This window comes from Escherichia sp. WS568 (genome assembly GCF_046486085.1).
GTDB classification, from domain to species: Bacteria; Pseudomonadota; Gammaproteobacteria; order Enterobacterales; family Enterobacteriaceae; genus Escherichia; species Escherichia coli.
The window spans coordinates 178,133-195,185 of the sequence record NZ_JBJQMC010000003.1; the positions used below are offsets into that span (position 1 = coordinate 178,133).

At 50.5% G+C, this 17,053-nt stretch carries 13 protein-coding genes; 10 read left to right on the forward strand and 3 right to left on the reverse strand.

The annotated features are described in order from the left end of the window. Positions 1 to 370 precede the first annotated feature (370 nt). The 3 genes from dcuB to ACJHWR_RS05060 all read left to right on the forward strand — a co-directional run bounded on the left by dcuB (position 371) and on the right by ACJHWR_RS05060 (position 4,187). The gene (dcuB, locus tag ACJHWR_RS05050) at positions 371 to 1,711 is read left to right on the forward strand and encodes an anaerobic C4-dicarboxylate transporter DcuB (protein WP_000899522.1); all 1,341 of its coding nucleotides are present in this window, start codon (positions 371 to 373) and stop codon (positions 1,709 to 1,711) included. Between the two features lie 77 nt (positions 1,712 to 1,788). Continuing rightward, positions 1,789 to 3,435: a class I fumarate hydratase gene (gene fumB, locus ACJHWR_RS05055; protein ID WP_000066706.1), complete on the forward strand. Its 1,647-nt coding sequence runs from the start codon at positions 1,789 to 1,791 to the stop codon at positions 3,433 to 3,435. Between the two features lie 122 nt (positions 3,436 to 3,557). Continuing rightward, positions 3,558 to 4,187, forward strand: a complete 630-nt coding sequence (locus ACJHWR_RS05060; RefSeq protein WP_000198743.1) for a DUF2238 domain-containing protein — start codon at positions 3,558 to 3,560, stop codon at positions 4,185 to 4,187. Positions 4,188 to 4,325: 138 nt separating this feature from the next. Here ACJHWR_RS05060 and melB read toward each other — a convergent pair whose 3' ends face one another. After that, a complete protein-coding gene (gene melB, locus ACJHWR_RS05065; protein ID WP_000028114.1) occupies positions 4,326 to 5,747 on the reverse strand; it encodes a melibiose:sodium transporter MelB in 1,422 nt (473 codons plus the stop codon). 102 nt (positions 5,748 to 5,849) lie between these two features. After that, positions 5,850 to 7,205 carry an alpha-galactosidase gene (gene melA, locus ACJHWR_RS05070; protein WP_000986616.1) on the reverse strand — a complete coding sequence of 452 codons (1,356 nt, stop codon included), beginning with the start codon at positions 7,203 to 7,205 and terminating at the stop codon, positions 5,850 to 5,852. Between the two features lie 258 nt (positions 7,206 to 7,463). On the opposite strand from melA, the gene melR reads away from it, so the two are divergent. The 7 genes from melR to pmrB all read left to right on the forward strand — a co-directional run bounded on the left by melR (position 7,464) and on the right by pmrB (position 16,946). Then, on the forward strand, positions 7,464 to 8,396 hold the full coding sequence (melR, locus tag ACJHWR_RS05075; protein ID WP_255773839.1) for a transcriptional regulator MelR: 933 nt from the start codon (positions 7,464 to 7,466) through the stop codon (positions 8,394 to 8,396). A gap of 198 nt (positions 8,397 to 8,594) precedes the next feature. Next, positions 8,595 to 10,862: an arginine decarboxylase gene (adiA, locus tag ACJHWR_RS05080; RefSeq protein WP_001339469.1), complete on the forward strand. Its 2,268-nt coding sequence runs from the start codon at positions 8,595 to 8,597 to the stop codon at positions 10,860 to 10,862. A 335-nt stretch (positions 10,863 to 11,197) separates the two neighbouring features. Further along, positions 11,198 to 11,959 (forward strand): DNA-binding transcriptional activator AdiY, encoded by a 762-nt coding sequence (gene adiY / locus ACJHWR_RS05085; protein WP_001217059.1) that lies wholly within the window; start codon positions 11,198 to 11,200, stop codon positions 11,957 to 11,959. Between the two features lie 136 nt (positions 11,960 to 12,095). Continuing rightward, positions 12,096 to 13,433 (forward strand): arginine/agmatine antiporter, encoded by a 1,338-nt coding sequence (gene adiC / locus ACJHWR_RS05090; protein ID WP_000093154.1) that lies wholly within the window; start codon positions 12,096 to 12,098, stop codon positions 13,431 to 13,433. A 103-nt stretch (positions 13,434 to 13,536) separates the two neighbouring features. After that, positions 13,537 to 15,180 carry a phosphoethanolamine transferase EptA gene (gene eptA, locus ACJHWR_RS05095; RefSeq protein ID WP_001572222.1) on the forward strand — a complete coding sequence of 548 codons (1,644 nt, stop codon included), beginning with the start codon at positions 13,537 to 13,539 and terminating at the stop codon, positions 15,178 to 15,180. Beyond that, positions 15,177 to 15,845, forward strand: a complete 669-nt coding sequence (gene basR / locus ACJHWR_RS05100) for a two-component system response regulator BasR (RefSeq protein WP_000697915.1) — start codon at positions 15,177 to 15,179, stop codon at positions 15,843 to 15,845. The genes eptA and basR overlap by 4 nt, the downstream gene beginning before the upstream one ends. Further along, a complete protein-coding gene (gene pmrB, locus ACJHWR_RS05105; protein WP_001052139.1) occupies positions 15,846 to 16,946 on the forward strand; it encodes a two-component system sensor histidine kinase PmrB in 1,101 nt (366 codons plus the stop codon). Here pmrB and pmrR read toward each other — a convergent pair. Beyond that, complete coding sequence (gene pmrR / locus ACJHWR_RS05110; protein ID WP_000797658.1) at positions 16,922 to 17,011, reverse strand: LpxT activity modulator PmrR; 90 nt, start codon at positions 17,009 to 17,011, stop codon at positions 16,922 to 16,924. The genes pmrB and pmrR overlap by 25 nt on opposite strands. Between the last annotated feature and the right edge of the window lie 42 nt (positions 17,012 to 17,053).

The following is a 17,053-nucleotide window of genomic DNA, read 5'->3' on the forward strand; positions in this document are numbered from 1 at the left end:
CCACATTATGTGTATTTTTACCCACAAATGGGTAGATCAGATTAATCTATAAACCTAATGATATCTGCCCTGAGAACAAAAAACAGACCGATAAATATCAATAAGATAACAGCAAACAAAACATTAACATCTGCGCTGTACAAACTATAAACCCATCGCCAGAGAGTCTTTCTCTCTGAAAAAGCCGCTTATCACAGTGCATAAATTTGCCGCTGCTTTAATCAGCCAATATTCACTGTGAGGTATTTGCTCAAGCCGGTAACGACCAAACGGATATTTAGTCAGGCTCTGAAAACAGTTCATACAAAACAGAACGTGACTGTGATCTATTCAGCAAAAATTTAAATAGGATTATCGCGAGGGTTCACACATGTTATTTACTATCCAACTTATCATAATACTGATATGTCTGTTTTATGGTGCCAGAAAGGGGGGTATCGCGCTGGGTTTATTAGGCGGTATCGGTCTGGTCATTCTGGTCTTCGTCTTCCACCTTCAGCCAGGTAAACCACCGGTTGATGTCATGCTGGTTATCATTGCGGTGGTGGCAGCATCGGCGACCTTGCAAGCTTCGGGCGGTCTTGATGTCATGCTGCAAATTGCCGAGAAGCTGCTGCGCCGCAACCCGAAATATGTCTCAATTGTCGCGCCGTTTGTGACCTGTACGCTGACCATTCTTTGCGGTACGGGTCATGTGGTTTACACCATTCTGCCGATCATCTACGACGTTGCTATTAAGAACAACATCCGTCCGGAACGTCCGATGGCGGCAAGTTCTATCGGTGCACAGATGGGGATTATCGCCAGTCCGGTGTCGGTTGCGGTCGTATCTTTGGTTGCGATGCTGGGTAATGTCACCTTTGATGGTCGCCATCTTGAGTTCCTCGACCTGCTGGCAATCACCATTCCATCGACGTTAATCGGTATCCTGGCGATCGGTATCTTCAGTTGGTTCCGCGGTAAAGATCTGGATAAAGACGAAGAGTTCCAGAAATTCATCTCCGTACCGGAAAACCGTGAGTATGTTTACGGTGATACCGCGACGCTGCTCGATAAAAAACTGCCGAAAAGCAACTGGCTGGCAATGTGGATCTTCCTCGGGGCAATCGCTGTAGTCGCCCTTCTTGGTGCTGATTCGGACCTGCGTCCATCCTTCGGCGGCAAACCGCTGTCGATGGTACTGGTTATTCAGATGTTTATGCTGCTGACCGGGGCGCTGATTATTATCCTGACCAAAACCAATCCCGCGTCTATCTCAAAAAACGAAGTCTTCCGTTCCGGTATGATCGCCATCGTGGCGGTGTACGGTATCGCATGGATGGCTGAAACCATGTTCGGTGCGCATATGTCTGAAATTCAGGGCGTACTGGGTGAAATGGTGAAAGAGTATCCGTGGGCCTATGCCATTGTTCTGCTGCTGGTTTCCAAGTTTGTAAACTCTCAGGCTGCGGCGCTGGCGGCGATTGTTCCGGTCGCGCTGGCGATCGGCGTTGATCCGGCATACATCGTGGCTTCAGCACCGGCTTGCTACGGTTATTACATCCTGCCGACTTATCCGAGCGATCTGGCAGCGATTCAGTTTGACCGTTCCGGCACCACCCACATCGGTCGCTTCGTCATCAACCACAGCTTTATTCTGCCGGGGTTGATTGGTGTGAGCGTATCGTGCGTCTTCGGCTGGATCTTCGCCGCGATGTACGGGTTCTTATAAATGCACTTTGCGTGCCGCCCGTGACTACGCGGCACGCCATTTTCGAATAACAAATACAGAGTTACAGGCTGGAAGCTATGTCAAACAAACCCTTTATCTACCAGGCACCTTTCCCGATGGGGAAAGACAATACCGAATACTATCTACTCACTTCCGATTACGTTAGCGTTGCCGACTTCGACGGTGAAACCATCCTGAAAGTGGAACCAGAAGCCCTGACTCTGCTGGCGCAGCAAGCCTTTCACGATGCTTCTTTCATGCTCCGCCCGGCACACCAGAAACAGGTTGCGGCTATTCTTCACGATCCAGAAGCCAGCGAAAACGACAAGTACGTGGCGCTGCAATTCTTAAGAAACTCCGAAATCGCCGCCAAAGGCGTGCTGCCGACCTGCCAGGATACCGGCACCGCGATCATCGTCGGTAAAAAAGGTCAGCGCGTGTGGACCGGTGGCGGTGATGAAGAAGCGCTGTCGAAAGGCGTCTATAACACCTATATCGAAGATAACCTGCGCTATTCACAGAACGCGCCGCTGGACATGTATAAAGAGGTCAACACCGGCACGAACCTGCCTGCGCAAATCGACCTGTACGCGGTAGATGGCGATGAGTACAAATTCCTCTGTGTCTCTAAAGGCGGCGGCTCTGCCAACAAAACGTATCTCTACCAGGAAACCAAAGCCCTGCTGACGCCCGGCAAACTGAAAAACTTCCTCGTCGAGAAAATGCGTACCCTCGGTACTGCAGCCTGCCCGCCGTACCATATCGCGTTTGTGATTGGCGGTACGTCTGCGGAAACCAACCTGAAAACCGTCAAGTTAGCAAGCGCTCACTATTACGATGAACTGCCGACGGAAGGGAACGAACATGGTCAGGCGTTCCGCGATATCCAGCTGGAACAGGAACTGCTGGAAGAGGCCCAGAAACTCGGTCTTGGCGCGCAGTTTGGCGGTAAATACTTCGCGCACGACATCCGCGTTATCCGTCTGCCACGTCACGGCGCATCCTGCCCGGTAGGCATGGGCGTCTCCTGCTCCGCTGACCGTAACATTAAAGCGAAAATCAACCGCGAAGGTATCTGGATCGAAAAACTGGAACACAATCCAGGCCAGTACATTCCGGAAGAACTGCGCAAGGCCGGTGAAGGCGAAGCGGTGAAAGTTGACCTTAACCGCCCGATGAAAGAGATCCTCGCCCAGCTTTCGCAATACCCGGTATCCACCCGCTTGTCGCTCACCGGCACCATTATCGTGGGTCGCGATATTGCACACGCCAAGCTGAAAGAGCTGATTGACGCCGGTAAAGAACTGCCGCAGTACATCAAAGATCACCCGATCTACTACGCGGGTCCGGCGAAAACCCCTGCCGGTTATCCATCAGGTTCACTTGGCCCAACCACCGCAGGTCGTATGGACTCCTACGTGGATCTGCTGCAATCCCACGGCGGCAGCATGATCATGCTGGCGAAAGGTAACCGCAGTCAGCAGGTTACTGACGCGTGCCATAAACACGGCGGCTTCTACCTCGGTAGCATCGGCGGTCCGGCGGCGGTACTGGCGCAGCAGAGCATCAAGCATTTGGAATGCGTCGCTTATCCGGAGCTGGGTATGGAAGCTATCTGGAAAATCGAAGTAGAAGATTTCCCGGCGTTTATCCTGGTCGATGACAAAGGTAACGACTTCTTCCAGCAAATCGTCAACAAACAGTGCGCGAACTGCACTAAGTAACCTCTTCGGCCCAGCGCCTGGCAGCATGCTGCCAGGTGATCCCCCTGGGCCACCTCTTTTGCGATTGTAATTTCACGCTTACTGGTCAATAGTCAGTATTTTCCCTGACTTGCGAACTCACCATGACCCGCACACTCAAGCCGTTAATTCTTAACACCGGCGCACTGGCGCTAACGTTAATCCTGATTTATACCGGCATTTCGGCCCATGACAAACTCACCTGGCTGATGGAAGTGACACCGGTGATTATTGTCGTGCCGCTACTGCTTGCCACCGCTAAACGTTATCCGTTAACGCCGCTGCTCTATACGCTCATTTTCTTTCACGCCATCATCCTGATGGTCGGCGGGCAATACACCTACGCGAAAGTCCCCGTTGGTTTTGAGGTGCAGGAATGGCTGGGGTTGAGCCGTAATCCGTATGACAAGCTGGGGCATTTTTTCCAGGGGCTGGTGCCTGCACTGGTGGCGCGAGAAATTCTCGTTCGCGGGATGTACGTTCGCGGACGTAAGATGGTGGCGTTTCTGGTCTGCTGCGTGGCGCTGGCGATAAGCGCGATGTATGAGTTAATCGAGTGGTGGGCAGCGCTGGCAATGGGCCAGGGAGCGGATGATTTTCTCGGCACCCAGGGCGACCAATGGGACACGCAATCCGATATGTTCTGCGCGCTGCTTGGCGCATTAACGACGGTGACACTCCTCGCCGGAACACACTGTCGCCAACTACGGCGCTATGGTTTGATAACCGGATAACAACGTGCGCTTTGTTGATGCCGGATGCGGCGTGAATTCCTTATCCGGTCTACAAAATTTGCAAATCCAAAGCATTGTATTAAGAAGTGGCCTGATAAACATAACACATCAGGCCATTTTCGTTAGCTATTGTCCACGTCAGGCTTTCACATCACTCACTGCACCGACCGGAATATCAGCATGAACAGGCTCGGGCGGTACTTTGCGATATTTATCCAGCAGATGGATCTGGATCCTGCGCAGCGTGTCACCATTGAGGCGATAGAAACGGAAGTAGAGAATCAGCGTTACCATGAAAAACAGAGTGGGTAGAGCAATCATAATAAACTGCATACCTAATAGGGCTTGCGTAGACTGTTCAACATTCGGTACATAGCCAATCATCCCTAACACAACCGCAATGAAAAAAGCCGCAAAGGCTGAACCGCCCTTCACCACCATAGTCTGCACGGAGTAAGCGATGCTTTCACAGCGTACGTGCAGTTTATATTCACCGTAATCAACGGTATCTGCCACCATGATGACCTGTAATACCCAGAAAAGCGCCGTTCCCACATTCAGCAAAATACCCGCAATCACAATGAGGACGACGTTGTGATAGCTCATTAATGCCATTAACAGGAGAACACCACAGCTTAACACCGGAAGAATAGATGCTCCGGCCCATAAAATGCGTCGGGATAATGATTTAACTAAGCGTGGGAAGAATACTAACGTCACCAGGTTAGCAGCTCCCGCATACGACAGATAATAGGGGAACAAATCCGCATCACCGATAACATATGAGAAATAATAGATAGCAAAGCCGGTAATAATATTGCTGGCTACATTATAAGCAAGAGCCATACCCAAGAGGCATGAAAGCTGATCGTTTTTATAAATAAGCGCAACGATGGCTTTAAGTGTCAGATGGCTTCCTTCAGCAGACGGCTGATTATCTGACGAAAAGACTTCATGCACATTGCGCAGAGTGATGATGGTTGAAACAATAAAAAAGGCGATCAGTACCAGAGTGAACATCTGAAAGCCAAATCCCCGATCGCCACCGCCGACATAATTAACAAATGGTAGCGTCACACCTGCCGTAACAAAGCCCGCCAGACTGGCAAAAAAACGCGGATAAGGAACCAGTTGTTCGCGCTCACGTTTATCGAGCGTTATGGTTGGAACCAGCGACCAGAAGGGAATATCCATAATGGTGTAAGTCATGCCCCAGAGGATGTAGGTCACGCAAACAAAGACAATCTGAGTAGTACCTTCAAACAGATGCGCACTAAAGAGGAGAAATAAGATTACAGAGTTTGCCAACGTACCGATCAGGATCCAGGGTTTGAACTTACCCCATCGCGATCGCGTAGCATTTACAATCCATCCCATAATCGGATCGTTAATAGCATCCCAGATCCTCGCCACCAGAAACAAAGTACCGACCAAACCCACAGACAGTCCGACGACATCGGTGTAGTAATACATGAGATACATATACACAATGCCGATCGCAAAATCCTTCCCGAACGCTCCAAATCCATAACTGAGTTTTGTAGTCATTGAAATGCTCATAGGGTATCGGGTCGCTGTTACCAACGCCCGCCTTCTGTTATTGGTATCGTCAGAGGTGTGCGCCGGAATAAATCCCCCGGCGCAGTAGCGTTTAGTCGCGTTTTAACGGTGCAACCAGCCTGGCAGCCAGTCGCCGTGGGCGGCAATCAGGTCGTCAACAAGAGCATATATTTCGTCAATGCCCAGCACGGCGGCAGTATGCGGGTCCATCATCGCGGCGTGGTAAACACGGTCGCGATTTTCCGTAAGAATAGCTTCGGTCAGCAGCGTCTGTACGTTGATGTTGGTTTGCATCAGGGCGGCCAGATGCGAAGGTAGCGTACCGACTTTGGTCGGCTGAATGCCATTAGCATCAACCAGACAGGCTACTTCCACGCAACATCCTTGTGGCAGGTTATCAATCAATCCATCGTTACGGACGTTGCCGTAAATCACACTCGGCTCGCCAGTCCAGATAGCGTTCATGATTGTGCTGGCATATTCCCGTGACGGTTTAATATCAATCCGGGAGGCGTTCTTATACTCCTCCAGCTCTTTATGCCAGTTTGCCAATTGTTCGACGCAGCGTTTCGGGTACTCATCCAGCGGTACTTTATAACGCTCAATCAAATCCTCACGACCAGGCTTAATAAACCACGGTGTGTATTCAGCAAAATGTTCTGACGATTCCGTGACGAAGTAGCCCAGCTTTTTGAACATTTCATAACGCACAATATTCTGGCAGCGAGTATTGCCATGAATATTCGGCTTCGGTGCCTGCCCTGCGTCATACGCTGCCAGCAGTTCCGGGTAGAGATTCACGTAACTGCCGTCGGCGGTTTTGCGCTCCAGTTCCAGGTAAAACGCCATATGGTTGATACCTGCGCAACGGTAACGCAGCGTAGCCGGGTCGATATTGAGGTCACGCGCCAGCTCTTCCGCCGTTCCCTGCACCGAATGGCACAGCCCTACCTGTTTGATATGCGGATAGCGGGCATACATCGCCCAGGTATTCATCGCCATTGGGTTAACGTAGTTGAGCATGGTGGCATCGGGGCAGACTTCCGTCATGTCCTCGCAAATTTGCCACAGATGCGGAATGGTACGTAGCGCGCGCATAATACCGCCCGGCCCCAACGTATCGGCAATGGTTTGTTCCAGACCATGCCGCTTACAGACCTCGAAATCAGTCACCGTGCAAGGTTCATAACCGCCAATCTGAAATGCCACCACCACAAAATCGGCATCCTGTAAGGCTTCTTTCTGTTGGGTGTGGCAGGTGATTTTGCCGCTGGCCCCTGCTGAATCCATCAGCTTACGCACCACAATGTGCGACTCTTCCAGGCGGGTGGGATCGATATCCATCAGGGCAATATGCGCCGTTTTCAGCGCCTCACGATGGAACACATCACCAAGAATATTTTTAACGAAAATCGTCGAACCAGCGCCGATAAATGTAATTTTAGGTGCAGACATCATGCAGATCTCCTGGCTTGCTTGAATGACTTCATCATGGCAGGCGAATCTGCAGAAAACCTCCGGCTTCCAGGTTGAGCATTCCCATAAACTCAGATCCTGCGTGAAGTATCAGTAAATCTGAGTTTATGGGAATAAATTAGCTAAAAAGCAGAGTTTTCGGCCTCAGAATGCTCGGACGGTCCCCTCGCCCCTCTGGGAAGAGAGTGAAAACCGTGCTCCCACTCGCAGTCAACCTCCCTCACTCCTGCCATAATTCTGATATTCCAGGAAAGAGAGTCATCCATGAATACAGATACGTTTATGTGCAGCAGCGACGAAAAGCAGACCCGTAGCCCACTGTCGCTGTATTCAGAATACCAGCGGATGGAAATTGAGTTTCGCGCACCACATATCATGCCCACCAGCCACTGGCATGGTCAGGTCGAAGTGAATGTGCCTTTCGATGGCGATGTGGAATACCTGATCAACAATGAAAAAGTGAATATCAATCAGGGTCATATCACGCTGTTCTGGGCCTGCACACCGCACCAACTAACAGATACCGGAACCTGTCAGAGCATGGCGATTTTTAATCTGCCGATGCATCTGTTTCTCTCCTGGCCGCTGGATAAAGACCTGATTAACCACGTTACTCACGGCATGGTGATCAAATCACTGGCGACACAGCAACTTAGCCCGTTTGAAGTGCGCCGCTGGCAGCAGGAATTGAACAGTCCGAACGAGCAAATTCGCCAGCTCGCCATTGATGAAATTGGCCTGATGCTCAAGCGATTTAGCCTCTCTGGCTGGGAACCGATTCTGGTCAATAAAACCTCGCGCACACACAAAAACAGCGTCTCGCGCCATGCGCAATTTTATGTCAGCCAGATGCTGGGCTTTATTGCCGAAAACTATGATCAGGCGCTGACCATCAACGATGTGGCTGAGCACGTCAAACTTAACGCCAACTATGCAATGGGGATATTCCAGCGGGTCATGCAATTGACAATGAAACAGTACATTACCGCGATGCGCATCAACCACGTTCGCGCGTTACTGAGCGATACCGATAAAAGTATTCTCGATATTGCCCTGACGGCAGGCTTTCGTTCGAGTAGCCGTTTTTACAGCACGTTCGGCAAATATGTCGGCATGTCGCCGCAACAATACCGCAAACTTAGCCAACAACGCCGCCAGGTGTTTCCCGGCTAAAGACGATATCAGTATCAGCCAAAAAAATAGTTTAGCCGTCGATAATAAGCAGTGAAAATAATTTAAAATAATCACATAACGTATTGTTTATAAAAATAAATATTTCAAAAATGTTTGTTTTTCACGCGCTTTACAGCCCGAAAAGGCCGGAAGATACTTGCCCGCAACGAAGATTCCTTCATAACCGGGTAAGCAATGATGAAAGTATTAATTGTTGAAAGCGAGTTTCTCCATCAAGACACCTGGGTCGGTAACGCCGTTGAGCGTCTGGCAGATGCTTTAAGCCAGCAAAATGTTACCGTGATTAAATCCACCTCCTTTGATGATGGTTTTGCCATTCTCTCTTCAAACGAAGCCATTGACTGCCTGATGTTCAGCTACCAAATGGAACATCCGGACGAACATCAAAACGTCAGACAATTGATCGGTAAGCTTCATGAGCGCCAACAAAACGTGCCGGTCTTCCTGTTGGGTGATCGGGAAAAAGCCCTCGCCGCAATGGACCGGGATCTGCTGGAGCTTGTCGATGAATTCGCCTGGATACTGGAAGATACCGCCGACTTTATCGCCGGACGCGCCGTTGCCGCGATGACCCGCTACCGCCAGCAGCTGTTGCCGCCACTGTTCAGCGCGCTGATGAAATATAGCGACATCCATGAATATTCCTGGGCAGCGCCAGGCCACCAGGGCGGCGTTGGTTTTACTAAAACACCCGCCGGACGTTTCTACCATGACTACTATGGTGAAAACCTGTTCCGCACCGACATGGGCATCGAACGCACTTCCCTCGGTTCTTTGCTTGACCATACTGGCGCATTTGGCGAAAGCGAAAAATATGCCGCACGCGTATTTGGTGCCGATCGCTCCTGGTCGGTAGTCGTCGGTACTTCCGGCTCTAACCGCACCATCATGCAGGCTTGCATGACCGATAACGATGTCGTGGTCGTTGACCGTAACTGCCATAAATCCATCGAACAAGGCTTGATGCTGACAGGCGCGAAACCGGTCTACATGGTGCCAAGCCGCAACCGCTACGGCATTATCGGGCCAATCTATCCGCAGGAAATGCAACCTGAAACCTTGCAGAAGAAAATCAATGAAAGCCCGCTGACTAAAGACAAAGCCGGGCAAAAACCGTCTTACTGCGTGGTGACCAACTGCACCTATGACGGCGTGTGTTATAACGCTAAAGAAGCACAGGATCTGCTGGAAAAAACCTCCGATCGTCTGCACTTTGACGAAGCCTGGTACGGCTATGCACGTTTCAACCCGATCTATGCCGATCACTATGCCATGCGCGGCGAACCTGGCGATCACAACGGTCCTACCGTTTTCGCCACCCACTCCACCCACAAACTGCTGAATGCGCTGTCACAGGCCTCTTATATTCATGTACGTGAAGGTCGTGGGGCGATTAACTTCTCCCGCTTCAACCAGGCCTACATGATGCATGCCACCACCTCCCCGCTGTATGCCATCTGCGCATCCAACGACGTGGCGGTGTCGATGATGGACGGCAACAGCGGCCTGTCACTGACCCAGGAAGTGATCGACGAAGCGGTTGATTTCCGTCAGGCGATGGCGCGGCTATATAAAGAGTTCACCGCTGACGGTAGCTGGTTCTTCAAACCGTGGAACAAAGAAGTCGTCACCGACCCACAAACCGGCAAAACCTATGACTTTGCTGACGCACCAACCAAACTGCTGACCACCGTTCAGGACTGCTGGGTCATGCATCCGGGCGAAAGCTGGCACGGCTTCAAAGATATTCCGGATAACTGGAGTATGCTCGACCCGATTAAAGTCAGCATCCTTGCTCCGGGAATGGGTGAAGATGGTGAACTGGAAGAAACCGGTGTTCCGGCGGCGCTGGTCACAGCCTGGCTTGGTCGCCACGGCATTGTGCCTACCCGTACCACTGACTTCCAGATTATGTTCCTGTTCTCTATGGGCGTGACCCGTGGGAAATGGGGAACTCTGGTTAACACCCTTTGCTCCTTCAAACGCCACTATGATGCCAACACACCGCTGGCGCAGGTGATGCCGGAACTTGTTGAACAATATCCTGACACTTACGCGAACATGGGGATTCACGATCTGGGTGACACCATGTTTGCCTGGCTGAAAGAAAACAACCCTGGCGCACGGTTGAATGAAGCCTATTCCGGCCTACCGGTGGCGGAAATCACCCCGCGTGAAGCGTACAACGCGATTGTCGACAACAATGTCGAACTGGTATCCATTGAAAATCTGCCAGGACGTATCGCGGCAAACTCAGTTATCCCGTATCCGCCAGGAATCCCGATGCTGCTGTCTGGTGAAAACTTCGGCGATAAAAACAGTCCGCAAGTAAGTTATTTACGCTCGCTGCAATCCTGGGACCATCATTTCCCTGGATTTGAACACGAAACAGAAGGGACAGAAATTATTGACGGTATTTACCACGTTATGTGTGTGAAAGCGTAACCACTATTCCGCTGAAGGCGTAATTGTTAAATAACATTACGCCGCCTAGCTTGAGGCCTTTTAAGTATGGCAACGTTTTCATAAAAATTGCTGCAAACAAAAAATGTCATACTTTTTGCGCGGTCCCACCCCGCGCTTTTTTTTGCCTGTTATTTATCCTTTTTTTAGCCTGTAAAAAAATATGTACATGAGAAATTACTATAAAAATTTGTAATATTAGTAAAACTCGTTATTTTTATGCATGTTTATATTCATCATACAATTATATAACCATTTCCCGGTATCGCTTCGCTTTAGCGAGAACTGGTCTTTTATTCGCACTCAGGAGTACATGTATGAGGATTTGCAGCGACCAACCTTGTATTGTTTTATTGACTGAAAAAGATGTCTGGATAAGGGTGAATGGGAAAGAACCTATTAGCCTTAAAGCTAACCACATGGCGTTATTAAATTGTGAAAATAATATTATCGACGTCTCCTCTCTTAATAACACTTTGGTTGCTCATATTAGTCACGACATCATCAAAGATTACCTCCGGTTTCTGAATAAAGATCTCTCGCAAATACCAGTATGGCAACGTAGCGCTACGCCCATCCTCACCCTGCCATGCCTGACGCCAGACGTCTTTCGCGTTGCCGCGCAACATAGCATGATGCCCGCTGAAACTGAGTCAGAAAAGGAACGAACACGTGCATTATTATTCACTGTGCTATCCCGTTTTCTCGACAGTAAAAAATTCCTTTCATTAATGATGTATATGTTACGTAATTGTGTAAGTGACAGCGTTTATCAAATTATTGAAAGCGATATCCACAAAGACTGGAATCTTAGTATGGTAGCCAGTTGTTTATGTCTTAGCCCAAGTCTGTTAAAGAAAAAGCTGAAAAGCGAAAACACCAGTTATAGCCAAATAATCACCACCTGCCGCATGCGTTATGCCGTAAATGAATTAATGATGGACGGTAAAAATATCTCTCAGGTATCACAGTCCTGCGGCTACAACAGTACGTCGTACTTTATTTCTGTCTTTAAAGACTTCTACGGTATGACGCCGCTGCATTATGTTAGTCAGCACAGAGAACGCACTGTCGCCTGATTTTTAACCTTAACGAAGAGCTATATTAATAACGGCATCAGCGATAACCCGGCCGATAATAATTCAACTATCGAATGCAGGCGTATGATATGACGTAATTTATTGTCACGAAGCTCGCCTTCGCAGGAGTTTAATTATGTCTTCGGATGCTGATGCTCACAAAGTGGGCTTAATCCCCGTCACCCTGATGGTGTCGGGGAATATTATGGGGTCAGGTGTTTTTCTGTTACCTGCAAACCTGGCCTCCACTGGCGGGATTGCCATTTATGGATGGTTGGTGACGATTATCGGTGCGCTGGGGCTCTCGATGGTATACGCCAAAATGTCGTTCCTCGACCCAAGTCCTGGTGGTTCTTACGCTTACGCCCGCCGCTGCTTTGGCCCGTTTCTCGGTTATCAAACCAACGTCCTCTACTGGCTGGCCTGCTGGATCGGCAATATCGCCATGGTGGTCATTGGCGTAGGATATTTAAGTTACTTCTTCCCGATTCTGAAAGATCCACTGGTATTAACCATCACCTGCGTCGTGGTGCTGTGGATCTTCGTCCTGCTGAACATTGTCGGTCCGAAAATGATCACCCGCGTGCAGGCCGTTGCCACCGTGCTGGCGCTGATCCCCATCGTCGGGATTGCCGTATTTGGCTGGTTCTGGTTCCGTGGTGAAACCTATATGGCGGCATGGAACGTCAGCGGCCTGGGCACCTTCGGCGCGATTCAAAGTACCCTTAACGTTACGCTGTGGTCGTTCATCGGTGTGGAAAGTGCCTCCGTTGCCGCAGGTGTGGTGAAAAACCCGAAACGCAACGTCCCTATCGCCACCATTGGTGGGGTATTGATTGCCGCCGTTTGCTATGTGCTCTCCACCACCGCGATTATGGGGATGATCCCTAATGCCGCACTGCGCGTTTCTGCCTCGCCATTCGGTGATGCCGCACGGATGGCGTTGGGTGACACCGCCGGGGCCATTGTTTCCTTCTGCGCAGCTGCGGGTTGCTTAGGTTCACTGGGCGGCTGGACGTTGCTGGCGGGTCAAACGGCGAAAGCCGCTGCCGATGACGGACTGTTCCCACCGATTTTTGCCCGTGTAAATAAAGCGGGCACGCCAGTGGCGGGGCTGATTATCGTCGGTATTTTGATGACCATCTTCCAGCTCAGTAGCATTTCGCCAAACGCGACTAAAGAGTTCGGTCTGGTGTCTTCCGTGTCGGTCATCTTTACACTGGTGCCATATCTTTACACCTGTGCGGCGTTACTGCTGCTCGGCCACGGTCACTTTGGTAAAGCACGCCCGGCATATCTGGCAGTGACTACCATTGCCTTCCTCTACTGCATCTGGGCCGTGGTGGGGTCCGGGGCGAAAGAGGTTATGTGGTCATTTGTCACCCTAATGGTCATCACCGCCATGTATGCGCTGAATTACAACCGGCTGCATAAAAACCCGTATCCCTTAGATGCACCAATAAGCAAAGATTAATTCCCCTTAATCAAGCACACATAAAAGCCAACCTTAAGAACTTAAGGTTGGCTTAATTTTGCTTTGCGAGCATATGCGCACTTTGTTCGATGGAAACACCGTGATGTTGAAGCGCCTACTAAAAAGACCCTCTTTGAATTTACTCGCCTGGCTATTGTTAGCCGCTTTTTATATCTCTATCTGCCTGAATATTGCCTTTTTTAAACAGGTGTTGCAGGCGCTGCCGCTGGACTCGCTGCATAACGTACTGGTTTTCTTGTCGATGCCGGTCGTCGCCTTCAGCGTGATTAATATTGTCCTGACACTAAGCTCTTTCTTGTGGCTTAATCGACCGCTGGCCTGCCTGTTTATTCTGGTCGGCGCAGCTGCACAATATTTCATAATGACTTACGGCATCGTCATCGACCGCTCGATGATTGCCAATATTATTGATACCACTCCGGCAGAAAGTTATGCGTTGATGACACCGCAAATGTTATTAACGCTGGGATTCAGCGGCGTGCTTGCTGCGCTGATTGCCTGCTGGATTAAAATCAAACCAGCCACCTCGCGCCTGCGCAGTGTTCTTTTCCGTGGAGCCAATATTCTGGTTTCTGTACTGCTGATTTTGCTGGTCGCCGCACTGTTTTATAAAGACTACGCCTCGTTGTTTCGCAATAACAAAGAGCTGGTGAAATCCTTAAGCCCCTCTAACAGCATTGTTGCCAGCTGGTCATGGTACTCCCATCAGCGACTGGCAAATCTGCCGCTGGTGCGAATTGGTGAAGACGCGCACCGCAACCCGTTAATGCAGAACGAGACACGTAAAAATTTGACCATCCTGATTGTCGGCGAAACCTCGCGGGCGGAGAACTTCTCCCTCAACGGCTACCCGCGTGAAACTAACCCGCGGCTGGCAAAAGATAACGTGGTCTATTTTCCTAATACCGCATCTTGCGGCACGGCAACGGCAGTTTCAGTACCGTGCATGTTCTCGGATATGCCGCGTGAGCACTACAAAGAAGAGCTGGCACAGCACCAGGAAGGCGTGCTGGATATCATTCAGCGAGCGGGCATCAACGTGCTGTGGAATGACAACGATGGCGGCTGTAAAGGCGTTTGCGATCGCGTACCTCACCAGAACGTCACCGCGCTGAACCTGCCTGGTCAGTGCATCAACGGCGAGTGCTATGATGAAGTACTGTTCCACGGGCTGGAAGATTACATCAATAACCTGCAGGGTGATGGCGTGATTGTCTTACACACCATCGGCAGCCACGGCCCGACCTATTACAACCGCTATCCGCCGCAGTTCAGGAAATTTACCCCAACCTGCGACACTAACGAGATCCAGACCTGTACCCAAGAGCAACTGGTGAACACTTACGACAACACGCTGGTTTACGTCGACTATATTGTTGATAAAGCGATTAATCTGCTGAAAGAACATCAGGATAAATTTACCACCAGCCTGGTTTATCTTTCTGACCACGGTGAATCGTTAGGTGAAAATGGCATCTATCTGCACGGTCTGCCTTATGCCATCGCCCCGGATAGCCAAAAACAGGTGCCGATGCTGCTGTGGCTGTCGGAGGATTATCAAAAACGGTATCAGGTTGACCAGAACTGCCTGCAAAAACAGGCGCAAACGCAACACTATTCACAAGACAATTTATTCTCAACCTTATTGGGCCTGACTGGCGTTGAGACGAAGTATTACCAGGCTGCGGATGATATTCTGCAAACTTGCAGGAGAGTGAGTGAATGAAAATTCTGATTGTTGAAGACGATACGCTGTTATTGCAGGGATTGATTCTGGCGGCGCAAACCGAAGGCTACGCGTGCGATGGCGTGACAACCGCGCGGATGGCGGAACAAAGCCTTGAGGCCGGTCATTACAGCCTGGTGGTACTGGATTTAGGGTTACCCGACGAAGATGGACTGCATTTTCTCGCCCGTATCCGGCAGAAAAAATACACCCTGCCGGTACTGATCCTCACCGCTCGCGATACGCTGACCGACAAAATCGCCGGGCTGGATGTCGGTGCCGATGACTATCTGGTGAAGCCTTTTGCGCTGGAAGAGTTACACGCCCGTATCCGCGCCCTGCTACGACGCCATAATAATCAGGGCGAAAGTGAGCTGATTGTTGGCAATCTGACGCTGAATATGGGTCGCCGTCAGGTATGGATGGGCGGTGAAGAGTTGATTCTGACGCCCAAAGAATATGCTCTGCTGTCACGGTTAATGCTCAAAGCAGGCAGTCCGGTGCATCGGGAAATTCTCTACAACGACATCTATAACTGGGACAATGAACCCTCGACCAACACCCTGGAAGTGCATATCCACAATCTGCGCGACAAAGTGGGCAAAGCCCGTATCCGCACCGTGCGCGGATTTGGCTATATGCTGGTCGCAAATGAGGAAAACTAATTGAATCTGATGCGTTTTCTGCGCCGACCAATATCGCTGCGCCAACGGCTGATATTGACCATCGGGGCCATTTTGTTGGTGTTTGAGCTGATCAGCGTCTTCTGGCTATGGCATGAAAGTACCGAGCAGATTCAGCTGTTTGAGCAGGCGCTACGCGACAATCGCAACAACGATCGCCACATCATGCGTGAGATCCGCGAGGCGGTCGCCAGCCTGATTGTCCCCGGCGTCTTTATGGTCAGCCTGACGCTATTTATCTGCTATCAGGCGGTACGCCGCATCACCCGCCCGCTGGCGGAGCTGCAAAAAGAGCTGGAAGCGCGCACCGCCGACAACTTAACGCCCATTGCCATTCACAGCGCCACCCTCGAAATCGAAGCGGTGGTTTCAGCGTTAAACGATCTGGTCAGTCGCCTGACCAGCACGCTGGATAACGAAAGGTTGTTTACCGCTGACGTCGCGCACGAACTGCGAACGCCACTGGCGGGGGTGCGTTTGCATCTGGAACTGCTGGCGAAAACGCATCACATTGATGTAGCACCGTTAGTGGCTCGACTTGATCAGATGATGGAGAGTGTCTCCCAGCTGCTGCAACTGGCGCGTGCCGGACAGTCATTTTCTTCCGGGAATTATCAACATGTAAAACTGCTGGAAGATGTCATTCTCCCCTCGTATGACGAACTCAGTACCATGCTCGACCAGCGACAGCAAACCCTGCTATTGCCAGAGAGCGCCGCCGACATCACCGTTCAGGGTGATGCAACCCTGCTGCGGATGTTATTGCGAAACCTGGTAGAAAACGCCCATCGTTACAGCCCGCAAGGCAGCAACATTATGATTAAGCTGCAAGAAGATGGCGGAGCAGTCATGGCCGTTGAAGATGAAGGACCGGGTATTGATGAGAGTAAATGCGGGGAGTTGAGTAAAGCGTTTGTACGTATGGACAGCCGTTATGGCGGGATTGGTCTGGGGTTAAGTATTGTCAGCCGCATTACACAGTTGCATCACGGGCAGTTTTTCCTGCAAAACCGGCAAGAGACTTCCGGCACGCGGGCCTGGGTACGGCTGAAGAAAGATCAGTACGTGGTAAACCAGATATAAAGAAAGCTGCTGACCACCAGCACGCTGAACACGGTAGTTAAACTTTCATAAACACGGTTTTTCATTGCACTCTCCTCCGTTAACCTGGAGGAGAGTATGCGCGTCAG